The sequence below is a fragment of the Aureimonas sp. Leaf324 genome (assembly GCF_001423245.1).
Taxonomy (GTDB): domain Bacteria; phylum Pseudomonadota; class Alphaproteobacteria; order Rhizobiales; family Rhizobiaceae; genus Aureimonas.
The window spans coordinates 1-13,556 of sequence record NZ_LMOH01000007.1 but is presented as its reverse complement, the minus strand read 5'-3'; the positions used below and the strand labels follow the sequence as shown (position 1 = coordinate 13,556).

The 13,556-nt window shown below is 65.8% G+C and carries 16 protein-coding genes and 1 pseudogene; 5 read left to right on the top strand and 12 right to left on the bottom strand.

All coding sequences use genetic code 11. The features are described from left to right. Window positions 1–20: 20 nt before the first annotated feature. The gene (locus ASF65_RS06020) at window positions 21–365 is read right to left on the bottom strand and encodes a DUF2934 domain-containing protein (protein ID WP_055886619.1); all 345 of its coding nucleotides are present in this window, start codon (window positions 363–365) and stop codon (window positions 21–23) included. Between the two features lie 139 nt (window positions 366–504). Between ASF65_RS06020 and ASF65_RS06015 the strand changes: the two genes are divergently transcribed. Further along, entirely contained in the window at window positions 505–1,587 is a 1,083-nt protein-coding gene (locus ASF65_RS06015) for an enoyl-CoA hydratase/isomerase family protein (protein WP_055886616.1), read from the top strand. On the opposite strand, the gene ASF65_RS06010 is transcribed toward ASF65_RS06015, so the two are convergent. From ASF65_RS06010 to ASF65_RS06005, 3 genes are all read right to left on the bottom strand, one after another. Continuing rightward, on the bottom strand, window positions 1,588–1,770 hold the full coding sequence (locus ASF65_RS06010; RefSeq protein ID WP_055886613.1) for a hypothetical protein: 183 nt from the start codon (window positions 1,768–1,770) through the stop codon (window positions 1,588–1,590). A 128-nt stretch (window positions 1,771–1,898) separates the two neighbouring features. After that, on the bottom strand, window positions 1,899–2,075 hold the full coding sequence (locus ASF65_RS21765; protein WP_200940004.1) for a hypothetical protein: 177 nt from the start codon (window positions 2,073–2,075) through the stop codon (window positions 1,899–1,901). Continuing rightward, the gene (locus ASF65_RS06005) at window positions 2,072–2,269 is read right to left on the bottom strand and encodes a hypothetical protein (protein WP_055886611.1); all 198 of its coding nucleotides are present in this window, start codon (window positions 2,267–2,269) and stop codon (window positions 2,072–2,074) included. The genes ASF65_RS21765 and ASF65_RS06005 overlap by 4 nt, the downstream gene beginning before the upstream one ends. Before the next feature lie 134 nt (window positions 2,270–2,403). Here ASF65_RS06005 and ASF65_RS06000 point away from each other — a divergent pair, with 134 nt between their 5' ends. The 4 genes from ASF65_RS06000 (at window position 2,404) to ASF65_RS21255 (ending at window position 5,652) form a co-directional block, all read left to right on the top strand. Further along, a complete protein-coding gene (locus tag ASF65_RS06000) occupies window positions 2,404–2,586 on the top strand; it encodes a hypothetical protein (RefSeq protein WP_055886608.1) in 183 nt (60 codons plus the stop codon). Window positions 2,587–2,702: 116 nt separating this feature from the next. After that, the gene (locus ASF65_RS05995; protein WP_055886605.1) at window positions 2,703–3,902 is read left to right on the top strand and encodes an MFS transporter; all 1,200 of its coding nucleotides are present in this window, start codon (window positions 2,703–2,705) and stop codon (window positions 3,900–3,902) included. 30 nt (window positions 3,903–3,932) lie between these two features. Continuing rightward, the gene (locus tag ASF65_RS05990) at window positions 3,933–4,913 is read left to right on the top strand and encodes an asparaginase (protein ID WP_055886603.1); all 981 of its coding nucleotides are present in this window, start codon (window positions 3,933–3,935) and stop codon (window positions 4,911–4,913) included. Window positions 4,914–5,490: 577 nt separating this feature from the next. Next, window positions 5,491–5,652: a hypothetical protein gene (locus ASF65_RS21255; protein WP_156369187.1), complete on the top strand. Its 162-nt coding sequence runs from the start codon at window positions 5,491–5,493 to the stop codon at window positions 5,650–5,652. Window positions 5,653–5,660: 8 nt separating this feature from the next. Here ASF65_RS21255 and ASF65_RS05985 read toward each other — a convergent pair whose 3' ends face one another. The 8 genes and pseudogenes from ASF65_RS05985 to ASF65_RS05950 all read right to left on the bottom strand — a co-directional run bounded on the left by ASF65_RS05985 (window position 5,661) and on the right by ASF65_RS05950 (window position 13,247). Further along, the gene (locus tag ASF65_RS05985; protein ID WP_055886600.1) at window positions 5,661–6,029 is read right to left on the bottom strand and encodes an antibiotic resistance protein VanZ; all 369 of its coding nucleotides are present in this window, start codon (window positions 6,027–6,029) and stop codon (window positions 5,661–5,663) included. A gap of 73 nt (window positions 6,030–6,102) precedes the next feature. Further along, entirely contained in the window at window positions 6,103–7,071 is a 969-nt protein-coding gene (locus ASF65_RS05980) for a magnesium and cobalt transport protein CorA (protein ID WP_055886599.1), read from the bottom strand. 104 nt (window positions 7,072–7,175) lie between these two features. Then, window positions 7,176–8,252: a sn-glycerol-3-phosphate ABC transporter ATP-binding protein UgpC gene (ugpC, locus tag ASF65_RS05975; RefSeq protein WP_055886597.1), complete on the bottom strand. Its 1,077-nt coding sequence runs from the start codon at window positions 8,250–8,252 to the stop codon at window positions 7,176–7,178. 14 nt (window positions 8,253–8,266) lie between these two features. Beyond that, entirely contained in the window at window positions 8,267–9,109 is an 843-nt protein-coding gene (locus tag ASF65_RS05970; protein ID WP_055886594.1) for a carbohydrate ABC transporter permease, read from the bottom strand. A gap of 3 nt (window positions 9,110–9,112) precedes the next feature. Further along, window positions 9,113–9,973: pseudogene (locus tag ASF65_RS05965) on the bottom strand (sugar ABC transporter permease); the annotation flags it as partial. A 142-nt stretch (window positions 9,974–10,115) separates the two neighbouring features. Then, a complete protein-coding gene (locus ASF65_RS05960) occupies window positions 10,116–11,366 on the bottom strand; it encodes a sugar ABC transporter substrate-binding protein (protein ID WP_055886946.1) in 1,251 nt (416 codons plus the stop codon). A gap of 31 nt (window positions 11,367–11,397) precedes the next feature. Beyond that, the gene (locus ASF65_RS05955) at window positions 11,398–12,567 is read right to left on the bottom strand and encodes a PLP-dependent transferase (RefSeq protein ID WP_055886592.1); all 1,170 of its coding nucleotides are present in this window, start codon (window positions 12,565–12,567) and stop codon (window positions 11,398–11,400) included. After that, window positions 12,564–13,247 carry a FadR/GntR family transcriptional regulator gene (locus ASF65_RS05950; RefSeq protein WP_162239460.1) on the bottom strand — a complete coding sequence of 228 codons (684 nt, stop codon included), beginning with the start codon at window positions 13,245–13,247 and terminating at the stop codon, window positions 12,564–12,566. Before ASF65_RS05950 ends, ASF65_RS05955 begins: the two co-directional genes overlap by 4 nt. Window positions 13,248–13,556 lie beyond the last annotated feature (309 nt).

The following is a 13,556-nucleotide window of genomic DNA, read 5'->3' as shown; positions in this document are numbered from 1 at the left end:
TCGGTCTCCTGTTCGCGCCGTTAGGGGCGGGTGCCTTGCGACGGCACGGTGTTGTCCGGGTCGGCGTCGGCGTCGTTGGCGCCGGTCGTCTCGCGCGCGGCCTGCCAGCTCGGGCCGCGGGCACCCTCGCCGATATCCGTCAGTTCCGGGAACTCGCCCTGGTTCTCGAAGGCGACGGCCGGCTCCGGCTTGTCCTCGAGCGTGTCTTCCACGGGCGTCAGGGTCGAGCCGAAGCTGTCCTTCAGCGCGACGATCTCCTTCGCCTGCATCCAGTGGGAAGCCGCACGTCCACCGGGGCGGCCCTCCGATTCCCAGATTTCGTGCGCCTTCTGGCGGACCCGATCCTCGTCCAGCGTCGTGCTCATGTGTCGAAGTCCCGTTCACGTCATTCGTGATGTGATTACGCGCGACCGGCGAGGCGGTTGCATCGGCGAGGCACCTTCCGCCGTGACAGCGGCGGTTTTCCCCGTCAACCTGCGCGTGGGTGCCGATGGGGGAGGGCGCATGTCGCACGACGAGAAAACCGTGGTGGCCGGCCGGGAAGGGGGGGCGGGTGTGATCCGGCTGAACCGGCCGAAGGCGCTGAATGCTCTCGACCTCGGCATGATCAGGGCGATGCGAGAGGCATTGGACGGTTTCCTCGATGATCCGTCCGTCGCGGTCGTGCTTCTGGAAGGCACGGGGGAGCGGGCGTTCTGCGCGGGCGGGGACATTCGCGCTGTGATCGCCAGCGGCCGGGCCGGGGACGGCATCGCCGAGGCCTTCTGGCGCGAGGAGTACGAACTCCTGTCGCGGCTGGCGCATGCGCCGAAGCCGGTCGTCGCGCTGGCGGATGGCATCGTGATGGGCGGGGGCGCGGGCCTCGTGATGCACCTCCGGCACCGCGTCGCGACCGAACGCGTGCGCTTCGCGATGCCGGAAGTCGGGATCGGTTTCCTGCCCGATGTCGGAGCGACCTACGTGCTGCCCCGCCTCGCGGGGGCGTTCGGTCGCTATCTCGCCCTCACCGGCGAGGCGGTCGATGCTGGGGACGCCTTGGCGGCGGGGCTGTTCGACTGGCGCGTTCCCTCCAATCGGCTTTCGGAGTTGCGCCGGCAGTTGACCGAACTCATGCCGGGCGCGACCCATGAAGCCGTCGATGCACTGATCCGGTGCGAGGCCGACGAGATCGGCGCGCCGCTTCTGGCGCATCATGGGGCGGCGATCGCCGAGGCCTTCCGCCAAACCGACGTCGCGGAGATCGAGCGGGTGCTCGGTGAAATGGACGGTGATCCCGTGCATGGCAGCTTCGCGCGGCGGACGCTGGAGACGTTGCGAGGGCGCTCGCCTTGGTCGATGGCCGTGACCAATGCGCTTCTGGCCGAAGGGGAGGCGAGCGAGACGCTGGAGGCGTGCCTCGTCCGGGAGTTTCGGGCTGCCTGCTTCTGCCTGGAGATGGACGACTTCTACGAAGGCGTGCGAGCCGCGGTGATCGACAAGGATCGCAATCCGAAATGGCCGTCCGCCCGGCCGGACTGGCGTCAGCCGGCGCTGGACGCGACTCTCGCGGATCGGCCGGGCCGGGCGGACCCGGTGTTCGGCTACTGATCAGCTTTGAGCCGCGGCCTTGTCGTCCAGGATGCGGGCCAGCTCGACCGCCGTGCCGGAAAAGGTCTTGCCGCGGTCAGGCTCGCGGAAGCATTTCCAGAGGTTCGTTTTCTTGTCTCGTTTCCAGCCGGCCTTGGCGATCTTCGCCTCGGCAGCGGTCTCGTGCGGTGTCTTGAAGGCCATGGGCTCGTGTCTCCTTCGCGTTTCCGCCTTCATAGGCAAAGCACCGCCTCTCGCGAAGTCCGATCGATTATGCGGAGAGGGAGCCTGTCGTCGTTCGGCGCCGGACTCGCCAAAGGCATCGACGGCGTTCAGGGGCCGCCGGCGATCGAACCCATCACGACCATGATCAACTCGTCGAGGTCGACCGGACCGTTCAGGAGAACGCCGGTCTCCGTCTCCTCCACGTGGAGGCGCCCATCGCTGATCTCGGCCTGCTGCTGGAGTTCGCCGACGATCGCCTGCCGGATGCTCTCCTCGACGTTCATCGCTGTTGCCCCTGATCGTCGGTCTCGACGCCACCGTCTTCGTCGCTGAGGATCTCGTCCCGCGGCTCCGCCCTTCCATCGGGGGCCTCCACCTGAACGAGATCGTTGTCGAGACCGGCGAACTGCGCCGCGATCTGCCGTTCCTCTTCGGTCTGCGTCTCGCCCGGCTGCGTTTTCGGATCGGGTTGCGTCATCGGAGGTCTCCCTTGTCACTGAGACCTCCAACGCACGATGCGCCAAGCCGCTCCCGAATTTGCCGGAAACCGACGACATCGGCGTGCGCCGCCCCATATGTCGGCCCATGCCCGAAACCTAACGGAGTACGTCCTTGGCCAAGTTCGACAAGCCTTCCAACCGCAAGCGCGGCTCGCTGTGGGCGGTCGTCACGGCGGTCGTCGTCCTGGGCGTTCTCTACTTCATGTTCTTTTCGAGCCGGGAGGGCGGGCCACCGTCGTCCACGACGGGCGGGACGGTGACCACGGGCGCGTCGGTCCCCGGCGAAACGCCGTAAAAACTCCCGCGACAGACGCCGGGAAGACATGATACAGCCCGCGTCGAACCGTTCGCACGCCTTACAGTCGTGAGGGCGCGGCGGGAGCGCGTGGCCACGGACGGGGGTTCGTTCGCATGTCGACCATCACTGCCGCCTCGACGTCGTTGCGCGAGAAGACGACGCTGTCCGTTCTGTTCGCCATGAGCGGCTGCCACATGTTGAACGACGTGATGCAGTCGCTGCTCGCGTCGCTCTATCCGCTTCTGAAAGAGAATTACGCGCTCGATTTCGTGCAGATCGGGCTCCTGACGATGACGTTCCAGATCACGGCATCGCTGCTGCAGCCGGGGGTCGGCGTCGTCACCGACCGCTGGCCGCTGCCCTACGCGCTGCCCGTCGGAATGGGGTCGACGCTCTGCGGCCTCCTTCTTCTGTCGTCGGCCGGCAGCTTTCCCATGCTGCTTCTCGCCGCCAGCCTGATCGGCTTCGGATCGGCGGTGTTCCATCCGGAGGCGTCGCGCGTGGCGCGCGCAGCGTCGGGCGGCCGCCACGGCTTCGCGCAGTCGCTCTTCCAGCTCGGCGGCAATGCCGGGACTGCGCTCGGTCCGCTGCTCGCCGCCTTCATCGTCCTGCCCTACGGCCAGCACAGCATCGCCTGGTTCGCCGGGATCGCGTTTCTCGGCATCGCGATCCTGACCTGGGCGGGCAACTGGTATGCCGGCCATCGCCGCGCGCAGATCGGCCGCGCGCCGGTGAGCCGCGCCCTGCCGCTGCCGCGCAACACCGTGCTCTGGGCGATCGCGATCCTCGTTCTCCTGACGGCGACGAAGAACGTCTACATGGCGAGCTTTTCCAGCTACTACACGTTCTACGTCATCGACCGCTTCGCGCTGTCGGTGCGCGAGGCGCAGCTGATGCTGTTCCTTTTCCTTGGGGCAGCCGCCGCGGGAACGTTCCTCGGCGGCCCGATCGGCGACCGCTACGGTGCGCGCTTCGTGATCTGGTTCTCGATCCTCGGCGTCATTCCCTTCGCGCTTCTCCTTCCCTACGCCAACCTGCCGCTGACGGGCGTCCTGACGGTCATCATCGGCTTCGTCCTGGCGTCAGCCTTCCCCGCGATCGTCGTGTTCGCGCAGGAGCTGTTGCCGGGACGGGTCGGGCTGGTGGCGGGCATGTTCTTCGGATTCGCTTTCGGTGCTGGCGGGCTCGGGGCCGCGTTCCTCGGCGATTTCGCCGATACGGCGGGTATCGAGTTCGTGTATCGCACGGTCTCGTATCTGCCGCTTCTCGGCCTCGCCACGATCCTCCTGCCCAGGCTGCCGTCCCTGCGCTGATCGAGGCGGGCCTTCTCGAGGGAACCCGTCATGCCGCGCATCCAACTCGTCACCACCGGTGGGACCATCGCGTCCCGCGCCGAAACGTCGAGCGCCGATGCGGACGTCGTGGCCTCCGTACGCGGCGAGGCGCTGCGAGCCGGCCTGCACGACCGGCTCGAGGGGATCGAAATCGCGGTGGACGACTTCTGCAGCGTCAACTCGTTCTCGATCGACCTGCCGCTCGCCTTCGCGCTCGCCCGGCGCATCGACCAGCATCTGGCCGACCCCGCCTGCGACGGCGTGGTCGTAACCCACGGCACCGACACGATGGAGGAGAGTGCGTTTCTCGCCGACCTCGTCGTGAACTCGGCGAAGCCCGTCGTCTTCACGGGGGCGCAGCGCAGCGCCGACGCGCCGGATACCGATGGTCCGCGGAACATCGCCGAAGCCGTGCGCCTGGCAGCGGCGCCGGAGGCGGTCGGGCTCGGGTCGATGATCCTGTTCGAGGGCGACTTCCACGCCGCTCGCGACGTGACGAAGACCCATACGGCCCGCACCGACACGTTCCGGTCGGGCGAGCACGGGAAGCTCGGCGAGGTGGACGGCACGCTGGTGCGCATCCACCGCCGCCCGACGCTCCGACGCTCGTTCGCCCCGACACGCATCGAGACCGGCGTCGAACTCGTCCGCATGGCGATGGGCTGTTCGGACCGCGTGCTGCGGTTCGTGGCCGGCGATGGGGCGAAGGCGATCGTCATTGAAGGGTTCGGCCGCGGCAACACGCCGCCGATCGTGACGGGCGCGGCGGCGGAGATCATCGCGTCCGGAATCCCGGTGATCGTCACCTCCCGATGCCCGGAAGGGCGGGTGAAACCCGTCTACGGCAATGGCGGCGGACGCGATCTCGAACGGGCGGGGGCGATCTTCGCGGGCGATCTCAGCGGCGCCAAGGCTCGCATCCTGGCGGCCGTCGCCCTGGCGAGCGAGGGGATCGACCTTCGCGCGGTGTTCACCGAACTCGGAGGCTGAAGCCGGCCCTTCTCGACGCCGCCGGGCCTCGACCCTTCCGAATGCTCGCGGCGCCGATCGGGCGCGCGTATTCCTTCTCGGGGATGCCGCAGCAACCCGCCGCAACGGACCCGTGCCCCTCGAAGCTTAGGTTAGATGCGGCCGCACGTCGCCCTGCTGCGGCCCGTGCCTTTCAGAACGCGGATCTCGTTCGTCAGCCCGGAAGGGTGCGCGCCCGGCATCGGCGACGGCAAGTCGTCGATCAAGGGCAAGTCACCGGACTCCAGACGATCATGCGACATCAGGGGCGGGCCTCCGAGCTTCCTCCTCGTCGACGCTGTAACGCCGGTCGGCGATCATCGAGGAGGAGCCGCATTTCGGAGCGGTGGATGTCGTGCGGGAGGGTCGGTCGCAACGCACCGCCATGCCGATGCCGCGCTACGGCATGCCCAGGCTCGTGACGGCGGGATATCGACCGTCGCCTCCTTCATCATCGTCTGCCAGGCAGACCGGCCGATGCCGCGGTCACCAACGCGACGATACAACCCACTCGACGAAAATTCTGCAACCGCTAGTTATTCAGGTCGGGAGCGGGGCGATGAAGAGCGAAGCGAAGATTGCGTCGAGGTCGGCCGAACGGGCTTGGATCGAGCACGTGCCAGTGCGCGACGAAATGAGAGCCGCACGTGGGCTCTTCGTCGGATTGGCGCTATCGGCCATCATCTGGCTGGCGCTTCTGGTGACGTGGCTGGCCTGGTGACCGTTCCCTCACGGCGCGAGAGAAACGCCTTGTGTTCCAGAGCGGTCCCGGACGCCTTGAACGAGCCGGGCAAGGCAGAGACCGACGAACGCGCCGGCCGCCTTCACGAGCGCATCGTCCAGGCGGGCATGCCGCGTGGGCGAGAGTTCCTGAAGCCATTCGATGGCGAAGGCGCCGACGATGATCGCGAGGCCGATGGCCAACCAGTGCCGGGGATATGACAGCGCGAAAAGCGCCGTCACGACGCAGAAGGCCAGTGCGCGATCGACATCGACCGGCATGACATCGTGCGGCCGCAGGCCGATCGGCGAGACGGTCACGAACAGGATGGCTGCCAGGGCGAGCCAGGCGGCAAGGCGAAGAATGCGCTGTGTCATCCCTCCGTCATGTCGGAGGATTGTGGCGGCCGCATGCGGCAAGCGATACGATCGAGCGATATGGTTGATGCCGCTAGAGCCAGCGGGCGCGCCTGAAGCGGACGTAGAGGACGCTGCAGATCACGGCGATGGCCCCCAGAACCACGAAGTACCCGTAGCGGGACTTCAATTCCGGCATGTACTCGAAATTCATGCCGTAGATGCCGGCGATGGCGGTGGGAACAGCCAGGATGGCAGCCCACGCCGCCAATTGGCGCGTGATCGCGCCGGTCCGCTGCTGCTCCAGAAGGTTGCTGAACTCGAAGACCGAAATGACGATCTGGATCAGCCCGTCGACCAGCGTCTGGACTCGCCTGACATGGTCGAGCACGTCGCTGAAATAGGGCTTGCTCTCGGGATCGATGCAGGGGAGGTCGAGCCGGACGAGCTTGCCGGCGACCTCGGCCATCGGAGCGAGAACCCGCTGGAACTTGGCGAGCTGCCGGCGAAGGGTGAAGATGCGGGTAATCTCGTCACGTCCGAGAAACGAATCCAGCGAGCGCTGCTCCATCGTCAGGACGTTGTCTTCGATCGCTTCCACGATCGGCAGGTATCCATCGACGATATAGTCGAGGATGGCGTGCAGGACGTAGTCGACGCCGTGGATCAGAAGAGTGGGCGCGGCTTCGAGATGCTGGCGCAGGGCCGTGTGCGAGCGAGCCGACCCGTGTCGCACGCTGATGATGTGGCTGTGTCCGAGAAAGATGGCCGTTTCGCCGTATTCGATGCGATCGCCGTCTAGCGCTGCCGTCTTGGCGACGACGAAGAGCTGTTCGCCGTAGACATCCACCTTGGGCAGCTGGCGCGCATCGACGGCGTCCTCCACCGCGAGGGGATGGAGATTGTATTGTTCCTTGAGGATCTGCATTTCCTCTTGCGTCGGATCGCAGATCCCGATCCAGACGAACTCGGAGCGATCGGCCGGACAGTCCACTTTCTCGTTGATCGAGATTTCTCGAACCCGCTTTCCGTCGCGGTAGAGATAGGCAGCGACCACGGTCATGCAGGGCCTCGCTTCCCGGAAAGGGGAGGGCAGGGGCCGAGGGTGCGACCCGTCTTCGCCGCTACATGTCGCACGCTTTCGTGATGAAAAGATTGTCGGTGCGCTCAGGCGTGTTCGATGCGCATGCCCGTCTCGTCGTCGAACACGTGGAGGTGCTCGGCCGGCAAGAGCACCCTCAACCGTTCGCCGGCCTTCCAGTCTCCGTAGCCGGGACGATAGGCCTTAATGGCCACCTCGCCGTAGCGCAGGTGGACGATCGTACCGACGCCGGTCGGCTCGACGAGTTCCACCGCGCAGTCCACGGCATCCAAGGCATCGGATGGCGCGAAGGCAACATGCTCCGGCCGGATGCCGATTGTCACCGGTCGTCCTTCGGCAAGCCCGAGAGGCGCCAGCGGAACCTCGGCATGGCCGACGTCGAGATGCGGCCGGGGGCCGCTGCGATAGAGGCCGGACACGAAGTTCATCGCGGGCGAGCCGATGAAGCCGGCGACGAAGCGGTTGGCGGGACGCTGGTAGAGATCGAGCGGTGTGCCGATCTGCTGGATGCGGCCGGCGTCGAGCGCGACGATGCGGTCGGCCAGGGTCATCGCCTCGATCTGGTCGTGGGTGACGTAGATCGAGGTCGCACCGAGGCGCTGGTGCAGCTTCTTGATCTCGGCCCGCATCTGCTCTCGCAGGCGTGCGTCGAGGTTGGACAGCGGTTCGTCGAACAGGAACGCCTGCGGCTGGCGGACGATGGCCCGACCCATCGCGACGCGCTGGCGCTGTCCGCCGGACAGGGCCCGCGGCTTGCGATCGACGAGCTTCGACAGGCCGAGCGTCTCCGCCGCCCCGCGCACCGCCTCGGAGATCCGCTCCTTGGCGGTTTTGCGAAGCCGCAGCGAATAGCTCATGTTTCCCGCGACGCTCATGTGCGGGTAGAGCGCGTAGGACTGGAACACCATCGCGATGTTGCGATCCTTCGGCTCCATGTCGTTGACGCGGCGTCCCCCGATCAGGATGTCGCCGGCCGTCGCCTCTTCCAGCCCCGCGATCATGCGAAGGAGCGTCGACTTTCCGCAGCCGGACGGTCCGACGAGGACGACGAATTCGCCGCTGCGGATCGACAGGTCGACGGGCTGGAGGACGTGGATCGGGCCGAAGGACTTTTCGACGGCGTTCAGATCGATCGTGGCCATGTTTGTCTGATCCTTCAGCCTTTGACCGCGCCGGCGGTGAGCCCCTGCACCAGGAAGCGCTGAATGAGGAGGAAGAAGAGAAGCGCCGGAACGAGCGCCAGGACGCCCGCGGCCATCATCTGCCCGAAGTTGACGCCGAACTTCGAGACGAAGGAGAGGAGGCCGACCGGAAAGGTGCTGGCATCCGTCTTCGAGATCAGCATCAGCGCGAAGAGAAGCTCGCTCCAGGCAGCGGTGAAGACGAAGCCGAGCGTCGCCGCCACGCCGGGCAGGGTGAGCGGTACGATGATCTCGCGGAATGCCTGGAACCGGCTGGCCCCGTCGATCATCGCGGCCTCGTCAAGATCCTTCGGGATCGCGTCGAAGAACGACTGCATCAGGAACACCGCAAAGGGCACGTTGAACGCGGAATAGACGATGATGAGGCCGGTGAGGCTGTTGGTCAGGCCGATCGGCGCCAGCATCCGGAAGATCGGCGCGATCAGCATGACGAGCGGGAACATCTGCGTCACCAGCATCAACCCGATCAGCCAGAGCTTGCCGCGAAACGAAAAGCGCGACATCGCGTAACCCGCGCCGGCCGCGATCAGCGTCACCACGACGGCGGTCGTCAGCGAGACGATCAGCGAGTTGCGGAAGAACAGCGGAAAGTCGCTGTTGCGAAGCACGAACTCGAAATGCTCGAAGCTCGTGCGCGACGGCCAGAGGCGTACGCCCTCGCTATAGAGCAGCGCATTCGGCGTGACCGAGACCTTGAGAAGCCAGAAGAGCGGAAACAGCGCGACGACGATGTAGAGAAGGATCGCGGTGCGATGGGCGAGCGTGCCGGCAAGGCGCCGACCGGAGACGGCGGCCATGGGTCAGGACCTGTTCAGGAGCATCTGGCGCAGGCTCACGAGGAGCAGCGAGTAGATCATCAGGAGCACCAGGAGCACGAGGGCGATCGCCGATGCGTATCCGAAGTCGAGACGCCGGAAGGCGGTCGTGAAGATATAGCTCGCGACGATCTGCGTGCGGTCCGCCGGTCCGCCGTTCGTCATCACCACGATGAGGTCGGCGAAGTTCGCGATCCAGACGGTGCGCAGGAGGATGGTGATGGCGATCGTCGGCGCGAGGAAGGGAAGGGTGATCGAGCGGAAGCGCTCGATAGCGCCGGCACCGTCGATCGCGGCGGCTTCGTAGATATCCTTCGGGATGGACTGCAGCGCGGCGAGGAGCGTGATGGCGAAAAAGGGAATGCCCCACCAGACGTTGGCGATGATCGGTCCCCACATCGCATGGTCGGGATCGGCGAGAATATTGGTGGGCGTTTCCATGAGCCCCAGCGCGGTCAGCCAATGCGGGATCGGGCCGACGACGGGGTTGAACAGCCAGGCCCAGTCGAGCCCGGACAGGAAGCTCGGCACCGCCCATGGAAGGAACACCAGCGCCTGGGCGAGGCCCCGGCCGGCGAACGGGCGGTTGAGGAGAAGCGCCAGGATCAGACCGAAGACGAACTGCAGCGCGACCGAGGTCCCCGTCCAGAACACGGTGTTGCTGAGCGCCAGCCGGAAGTTCTGGTCGGAGGCGAGCTTCACGAAATGACCGAAGCCGACGAAGCCGCCGCTGAAGGGATTGAGCAGGCGGATGTCGCGGAACGCATAGGAAACGCCGACGACAAGCGGCACCAGCATGATCGTGACGATCAGGATCACGGCCGGCGCGGCATAGAGGTAGGGCTGCAGGCTGGAGGTCCAGCTTCGGCGCAGGACCTGGGGGGCAGGCGGCGTGCCTGTCTGGCCGATGGCAGTCATGAGATCCGAGCCGGCTTCAGGGGAAGGAATGGGGAGCGGCATGGCCGCACCCCTTCGCGTCGTGATGGGCTCAGTTGCCCATCTGCTTCTTCTTGGCGGCGGTCAGGTACTCCGCCCACTGCTTGGCGAGATCGTCCGGCGTGATCGAGCCGAGAAGCGCTTCCTGGCTCGTCTTGATCACGAGCGAGTCCTTGAAGAAGGCGAACTCCTCGAGGTCCGTCGGCATCACGGTCGGCACCACGTTCGGGTCGGACAGTTCCTCGAACCAGCCCTTGAACTTGTCCTGCGCGTAGAAGGGATCCTGTTCGGCGGACTTGTGGACGGGCAGTGCGCCCGTCCGCTTGTTCCAGGCGAGGTTGCCCTCGGGGCCTTCCAGGGCCTCGATCAGCTTCCACGCAAGATCCTTGTTCTCGCTGGCCGCGAACATCGACCAGCCGGCATAGCCGATGGTCGGGAAGGCCTTACCGGCCGGACCCTTCGGCATCGGCGCGACGCCGTACTGCTCGGGCTTCAAATGCTCGTCGATCGCGATCAGCGCGTCGGGGTCCTGATCGAGCATGGCGCAGGTGCCGGAATAGAAGCCCGCAACGATCTCGTTGAAGCCCCAGTTGATGGAGTCCTTCGGCGCGTAGCCGTTCTTGTAGAGGTCGACGACATAGGTCAGTCCCTTGACCCAGCCGGGCTCGGAGAAGGTGGACGTCCCGTCTTCCTTGAAGAACGTGTTGTCGCCGTTGACCGTCGCGCCGAACATCACCCAGCCGTTGAGGCCGCCAGGGCCGCCGCGAAGGCAATAGGCCGACTTGCCGGCTGCCTTGATCTTCTCGGCAGCGGCGGTGAATTCGTCCAGCGTCTTCGGCGGAGCCTCGACGCCCGCTGCCTTGAAGACGTCCTTGTTGTAGAACATCGCCCGCAGATAGAAGCCGTAGGGCAGCATGTAGGCCGTGTTGTCGACCGCGCGGCCGAACTGGAGGGCTCGCTCGTTGAGGCCGGCGGTGTATTGCCAGTCCTTCAGGTACGGCTCGAGGTTCTCGAGCGCACCGTTCTTGGCATAGAGCGCGAGCCACGTATCGGGCATCTCCACGACATCGGGCGTCTCGCCGGCCGACACGGTGGTCGCGAACTTCTCGAACGCCTCTCCCCAGGGCAGCGAGGTGATCTCGACGGTGACACCGGGATGGGCGGCCTCGAAGCCCTTGACGATCTCGCGCAATGTCGCGGTGCGCTCGGGGCTCGTGATCACCTCGGTCAACTTCAGGGTCTGCGCCAGTCCGGGGCTGGCGCAGAGGCCGGCCAGCATGGTGGCGGTGAGAAGCGTCCTGATCATGCCATTCCTCCTTGGTTGTCCTTGGGGTTCAAAGCGTCGCGGCGGCGATCGCCGCCTCGATGTCGTTCCACAGAAGCTCCGTGCCTTCGAGCCCGATATGCAGGCGGACGGAGCGGGGATGGATGCCGAAGGCCACCGCCGAATTCGGCTGGGCGGCCTGCGCTCGGACGATGGCGCCGGGCACGACGAGGCTCTCGTGCCCGCCCCAGCTGACGCCGAGCGAGAAGGTCGAAAGCGTGTCGGCAAAGCGCGCGATGTCGATGCCCTCGTTGAAGACGAAGGAGAAGAGGCCCGACGTGCCGCGCAGGCCGGTCGGCAACGCATTCGCGAGACCGGGATGCGCGACGTGTTCGACCGCCTGATGCGCCTTCAGACGCCTTGCGACCTCGAGGCCCGATGCCTCGTGTGCCTTCATGCGGATCGGAAGCGTGCGAAGCCCGCGGATCAGCAGCCATCCTTCGAACGGCGAGAGCTTGCCGCCGAGATAGGGATGGGTCTCCGAGCGGATCCGGTTGATCAGGCCGGCGGGACCCGCCACGACGCCGGCGACGACGTCGCTATGACCGCCGAGATATTTCGAGGCCGAATGCAGGACGAGATCGACGCCGAGCGCGATCGGATTCTGGAAGACCGGCGACGCCCAGGAGTTGTCGATCACCGTCATGACGCCGGCGTCGCGGGCAAGCCTCGCAAGCGCACCGATATCATGCGCCTCCATCATCCAGCTGGTCGGACTCTCCATGTAGAAGAGCTTGGCGCCCGGCAGCGCCTTCTCGACAGCCACTTCGTCCAGCCCGTCGACATAGTCGACGCGAATGCCCATCCGTTTGGCGAAGGTCTCGAACAGGCGGTACGCGTCGGGATAGACATTCCGCACGGCAAGGATGCGCTCTCCGGGCGACACGAACGTCAGAACGGTTGAGGAGATCGCCGCCATACCGCTGGCGAACGACAAGGCGTCCTCCGCCCCCTCGAGCTCCGCCACCTTTTCCTCGAAGATGCGCGTCGTCGGATTGAGGCCGCGCGAATAGGCTGGGCGCTGCTTCTCGCCGCGATAGACCGCTTCCATTTCCGCGTAGGATTCGAACGTGAAGAGGGAGGTCTGCACGATCGGGGGCACCACCGCCGCGTAGGCGTTGGGCGCGTCGTAAGCCACGATGCCGGACACATGGTCCAGCCAGTCCATCCCGTCGATCATTGGGACATGTCCTTGATGTCTTCCTCGACGATCGCGAGGATTTCCAGGGTCTTCTCGCGCGCCCTGGCTGCGTCGCGCCCGGCGATCGCGTCGAAGAGTTCGCGGTGAAACGGAAAGGAGCGTCGCGCAAAGTCCGGTCGGTCGAACGGCTTGTCGAAGAACAGCTCGAACGCCTCGCGCATCTGTTCGAGAAGCTGGCCGAAGAGCGGGTTATGCGTGGCGTCATAGATGGAAAGGTGGAAGGCCAGATCTTCGCGCCCCGCCGTGCCCTTCTCGAGATGCACGCGCTCCATCTCCTCGAGCCTCTGCCGCATACGCTCGATATCGGCGCGCTCCGCCCGCGCGGCTGCCAGCATGCTGGCTTCGACCTCCAGCCCACGCCGGACGTCCAGCGTGCGCAACAGCCCATCGCGAACGGGGCCTGGATCGAAGGAGAGCGGTAGGTGAACCGTCGCAGCCGAGATGCTTCGCTTGAGGAAAGAGCCGCTCCCGCGCCGCGTCTCGACAACGCCCAAGGCCTGAAAATGCCGCATGACCTCACGCACGGTAGACCGACCAATGCCGAGGGCACCCATCAGCTCATGTTCGGTCGGGAGCCGGTCGGAAGGCTTCAGTCCGGACCTCGAGATGTGGTCGGCCACGATCTGGATCGCATCCTTCGTCCGGTTCGCGGACGGCATCCGTGCCAGCCCCTCGATCGCCATACGTCCCCCGAGCGCCAAAGTTGTCAGACAGCAGACAGCAGACAGCGGAAGGAGGAAAGCGTCAAGACGGAAAAGGCGAACGAAGATTCGTTCGGAAGGGGAGGGGGCGGGAAGCGGACACGCAATGAGGCTCATGAGTGGCGACCACCAGTCGCCACCGCCAATTTCCCAATCCCGACGGCTTCATGACGTCCGTCTAACGGTTGAGCGACGTTGCAAGCCGTTGTTCGGGCTGTCGTTTCCAATTTTTTCCCTTTGGTCGGCATTTCCCTGTTGACCTTCTGC

Excerpts from the sequence above, each read along its gene's own strand:
- ASF65_RS06020 (WP_055886619.1), bottom strand. The coding sequence starts at position 365 with ATGAGCACGACGCTGGACGAGGATCGGGTCCGCCAGAAGGCGCACGAA.
- ASF65_RS06015 (WP_055886616.1), top strand. The coding sequence starts at position 505 with ATGTCGCACGACGAGAAAACCGTGGTGGCCGGCCGGGAAGGGGGGGCG.
- ASF65_RS06010 (WP_055886613.1), bottom strand. The coding sequence starts at position 1,770 with ATGGCCTTCAAGACACCGCACGAGACCGCTGCCGAGGCGAAGATCGCC.
- ASF65_RS21765 (WP_200940004.1), bottom strand. The coding sequence starts at position 2,075 with ATGAACGTCGAGGAGAGCATCCGGCAGGCGATCGTCGGCGAACTCCAG.
- ASF65_RS06005 (WP_055886611.1), bottom strand. The coding sequence starts at position 2,269 with ATGACGCAACCCGATCCGAAAACGCAGCCGGGCGAGACGCAGACCGAA.
- ASF65_RS05995 (WP_055886605.1), top strand. The coding sequence starts at position 2,703 with ATGTCGACCATCACTGCCGCCTCGACGTCGTTGCGCGAGAAGACGACG.
- ASF65_RS05990 (WP_055886603.1), top strand. The coding sequence starts at position 3,933 with ATGCCGCGCATCCAACTCGTCACCACCGGTGGGACCATCGCGTCCCGC.
- ASF65_RS21255 (WP_156369187.1), top strand. The coding sequence starts at position 5,491 with ATGAAGAGCGAAGCGAAGATTGCGTCGAGGTCGGCCGAACGGGCTTGG.
- ASF65_RS05985 (WP_055886600.1), bottom strand. The coding sequence starts at position 6,029 with ATGACACAGCGCATTCTTCGCCTTGCCGCCTGGCTCGCCCTGGCAGCC.
- ASF65_RS05980 (WP_055886599.1), bottom strand. The coding sequence starts at position 7,071 with ATGACCGTGGTCGCTGCCTATCTCTACCGCGACGGAAAGCGGGTTCGA.
- ugpC (WP_055886597.1), bottom strand. The coding sequence starts at position 8,252 with ATGGCCACGATCGATCTGAACGCCGTCGAAAAGTCCTTCGGCCCGATC.
- ASF65_RS05970 (WP_055886594.1), bottom strand. The coding sequence starts at position 9,109 with ATGGCCGCCGTCTCCGGTCGGCGCCTTGCCGGCACGCTCGCCCATCGC.
- ASF65_RS05955 (WP_055886592.1), bottom strand. The coding sequence starts at position 12,567 with ATGATCGACGGGATGGACTGGCTGGACCATGTGTCCGGCATCGTGGCT.
- ASF65_RS05950 (WP_162239460.1), bottom strand. The coding sequence starts at position 13,247 with ATGCCGTCCGCGAACCGGACGAAGGATGCGATCCAGATCGTGGCCGAC.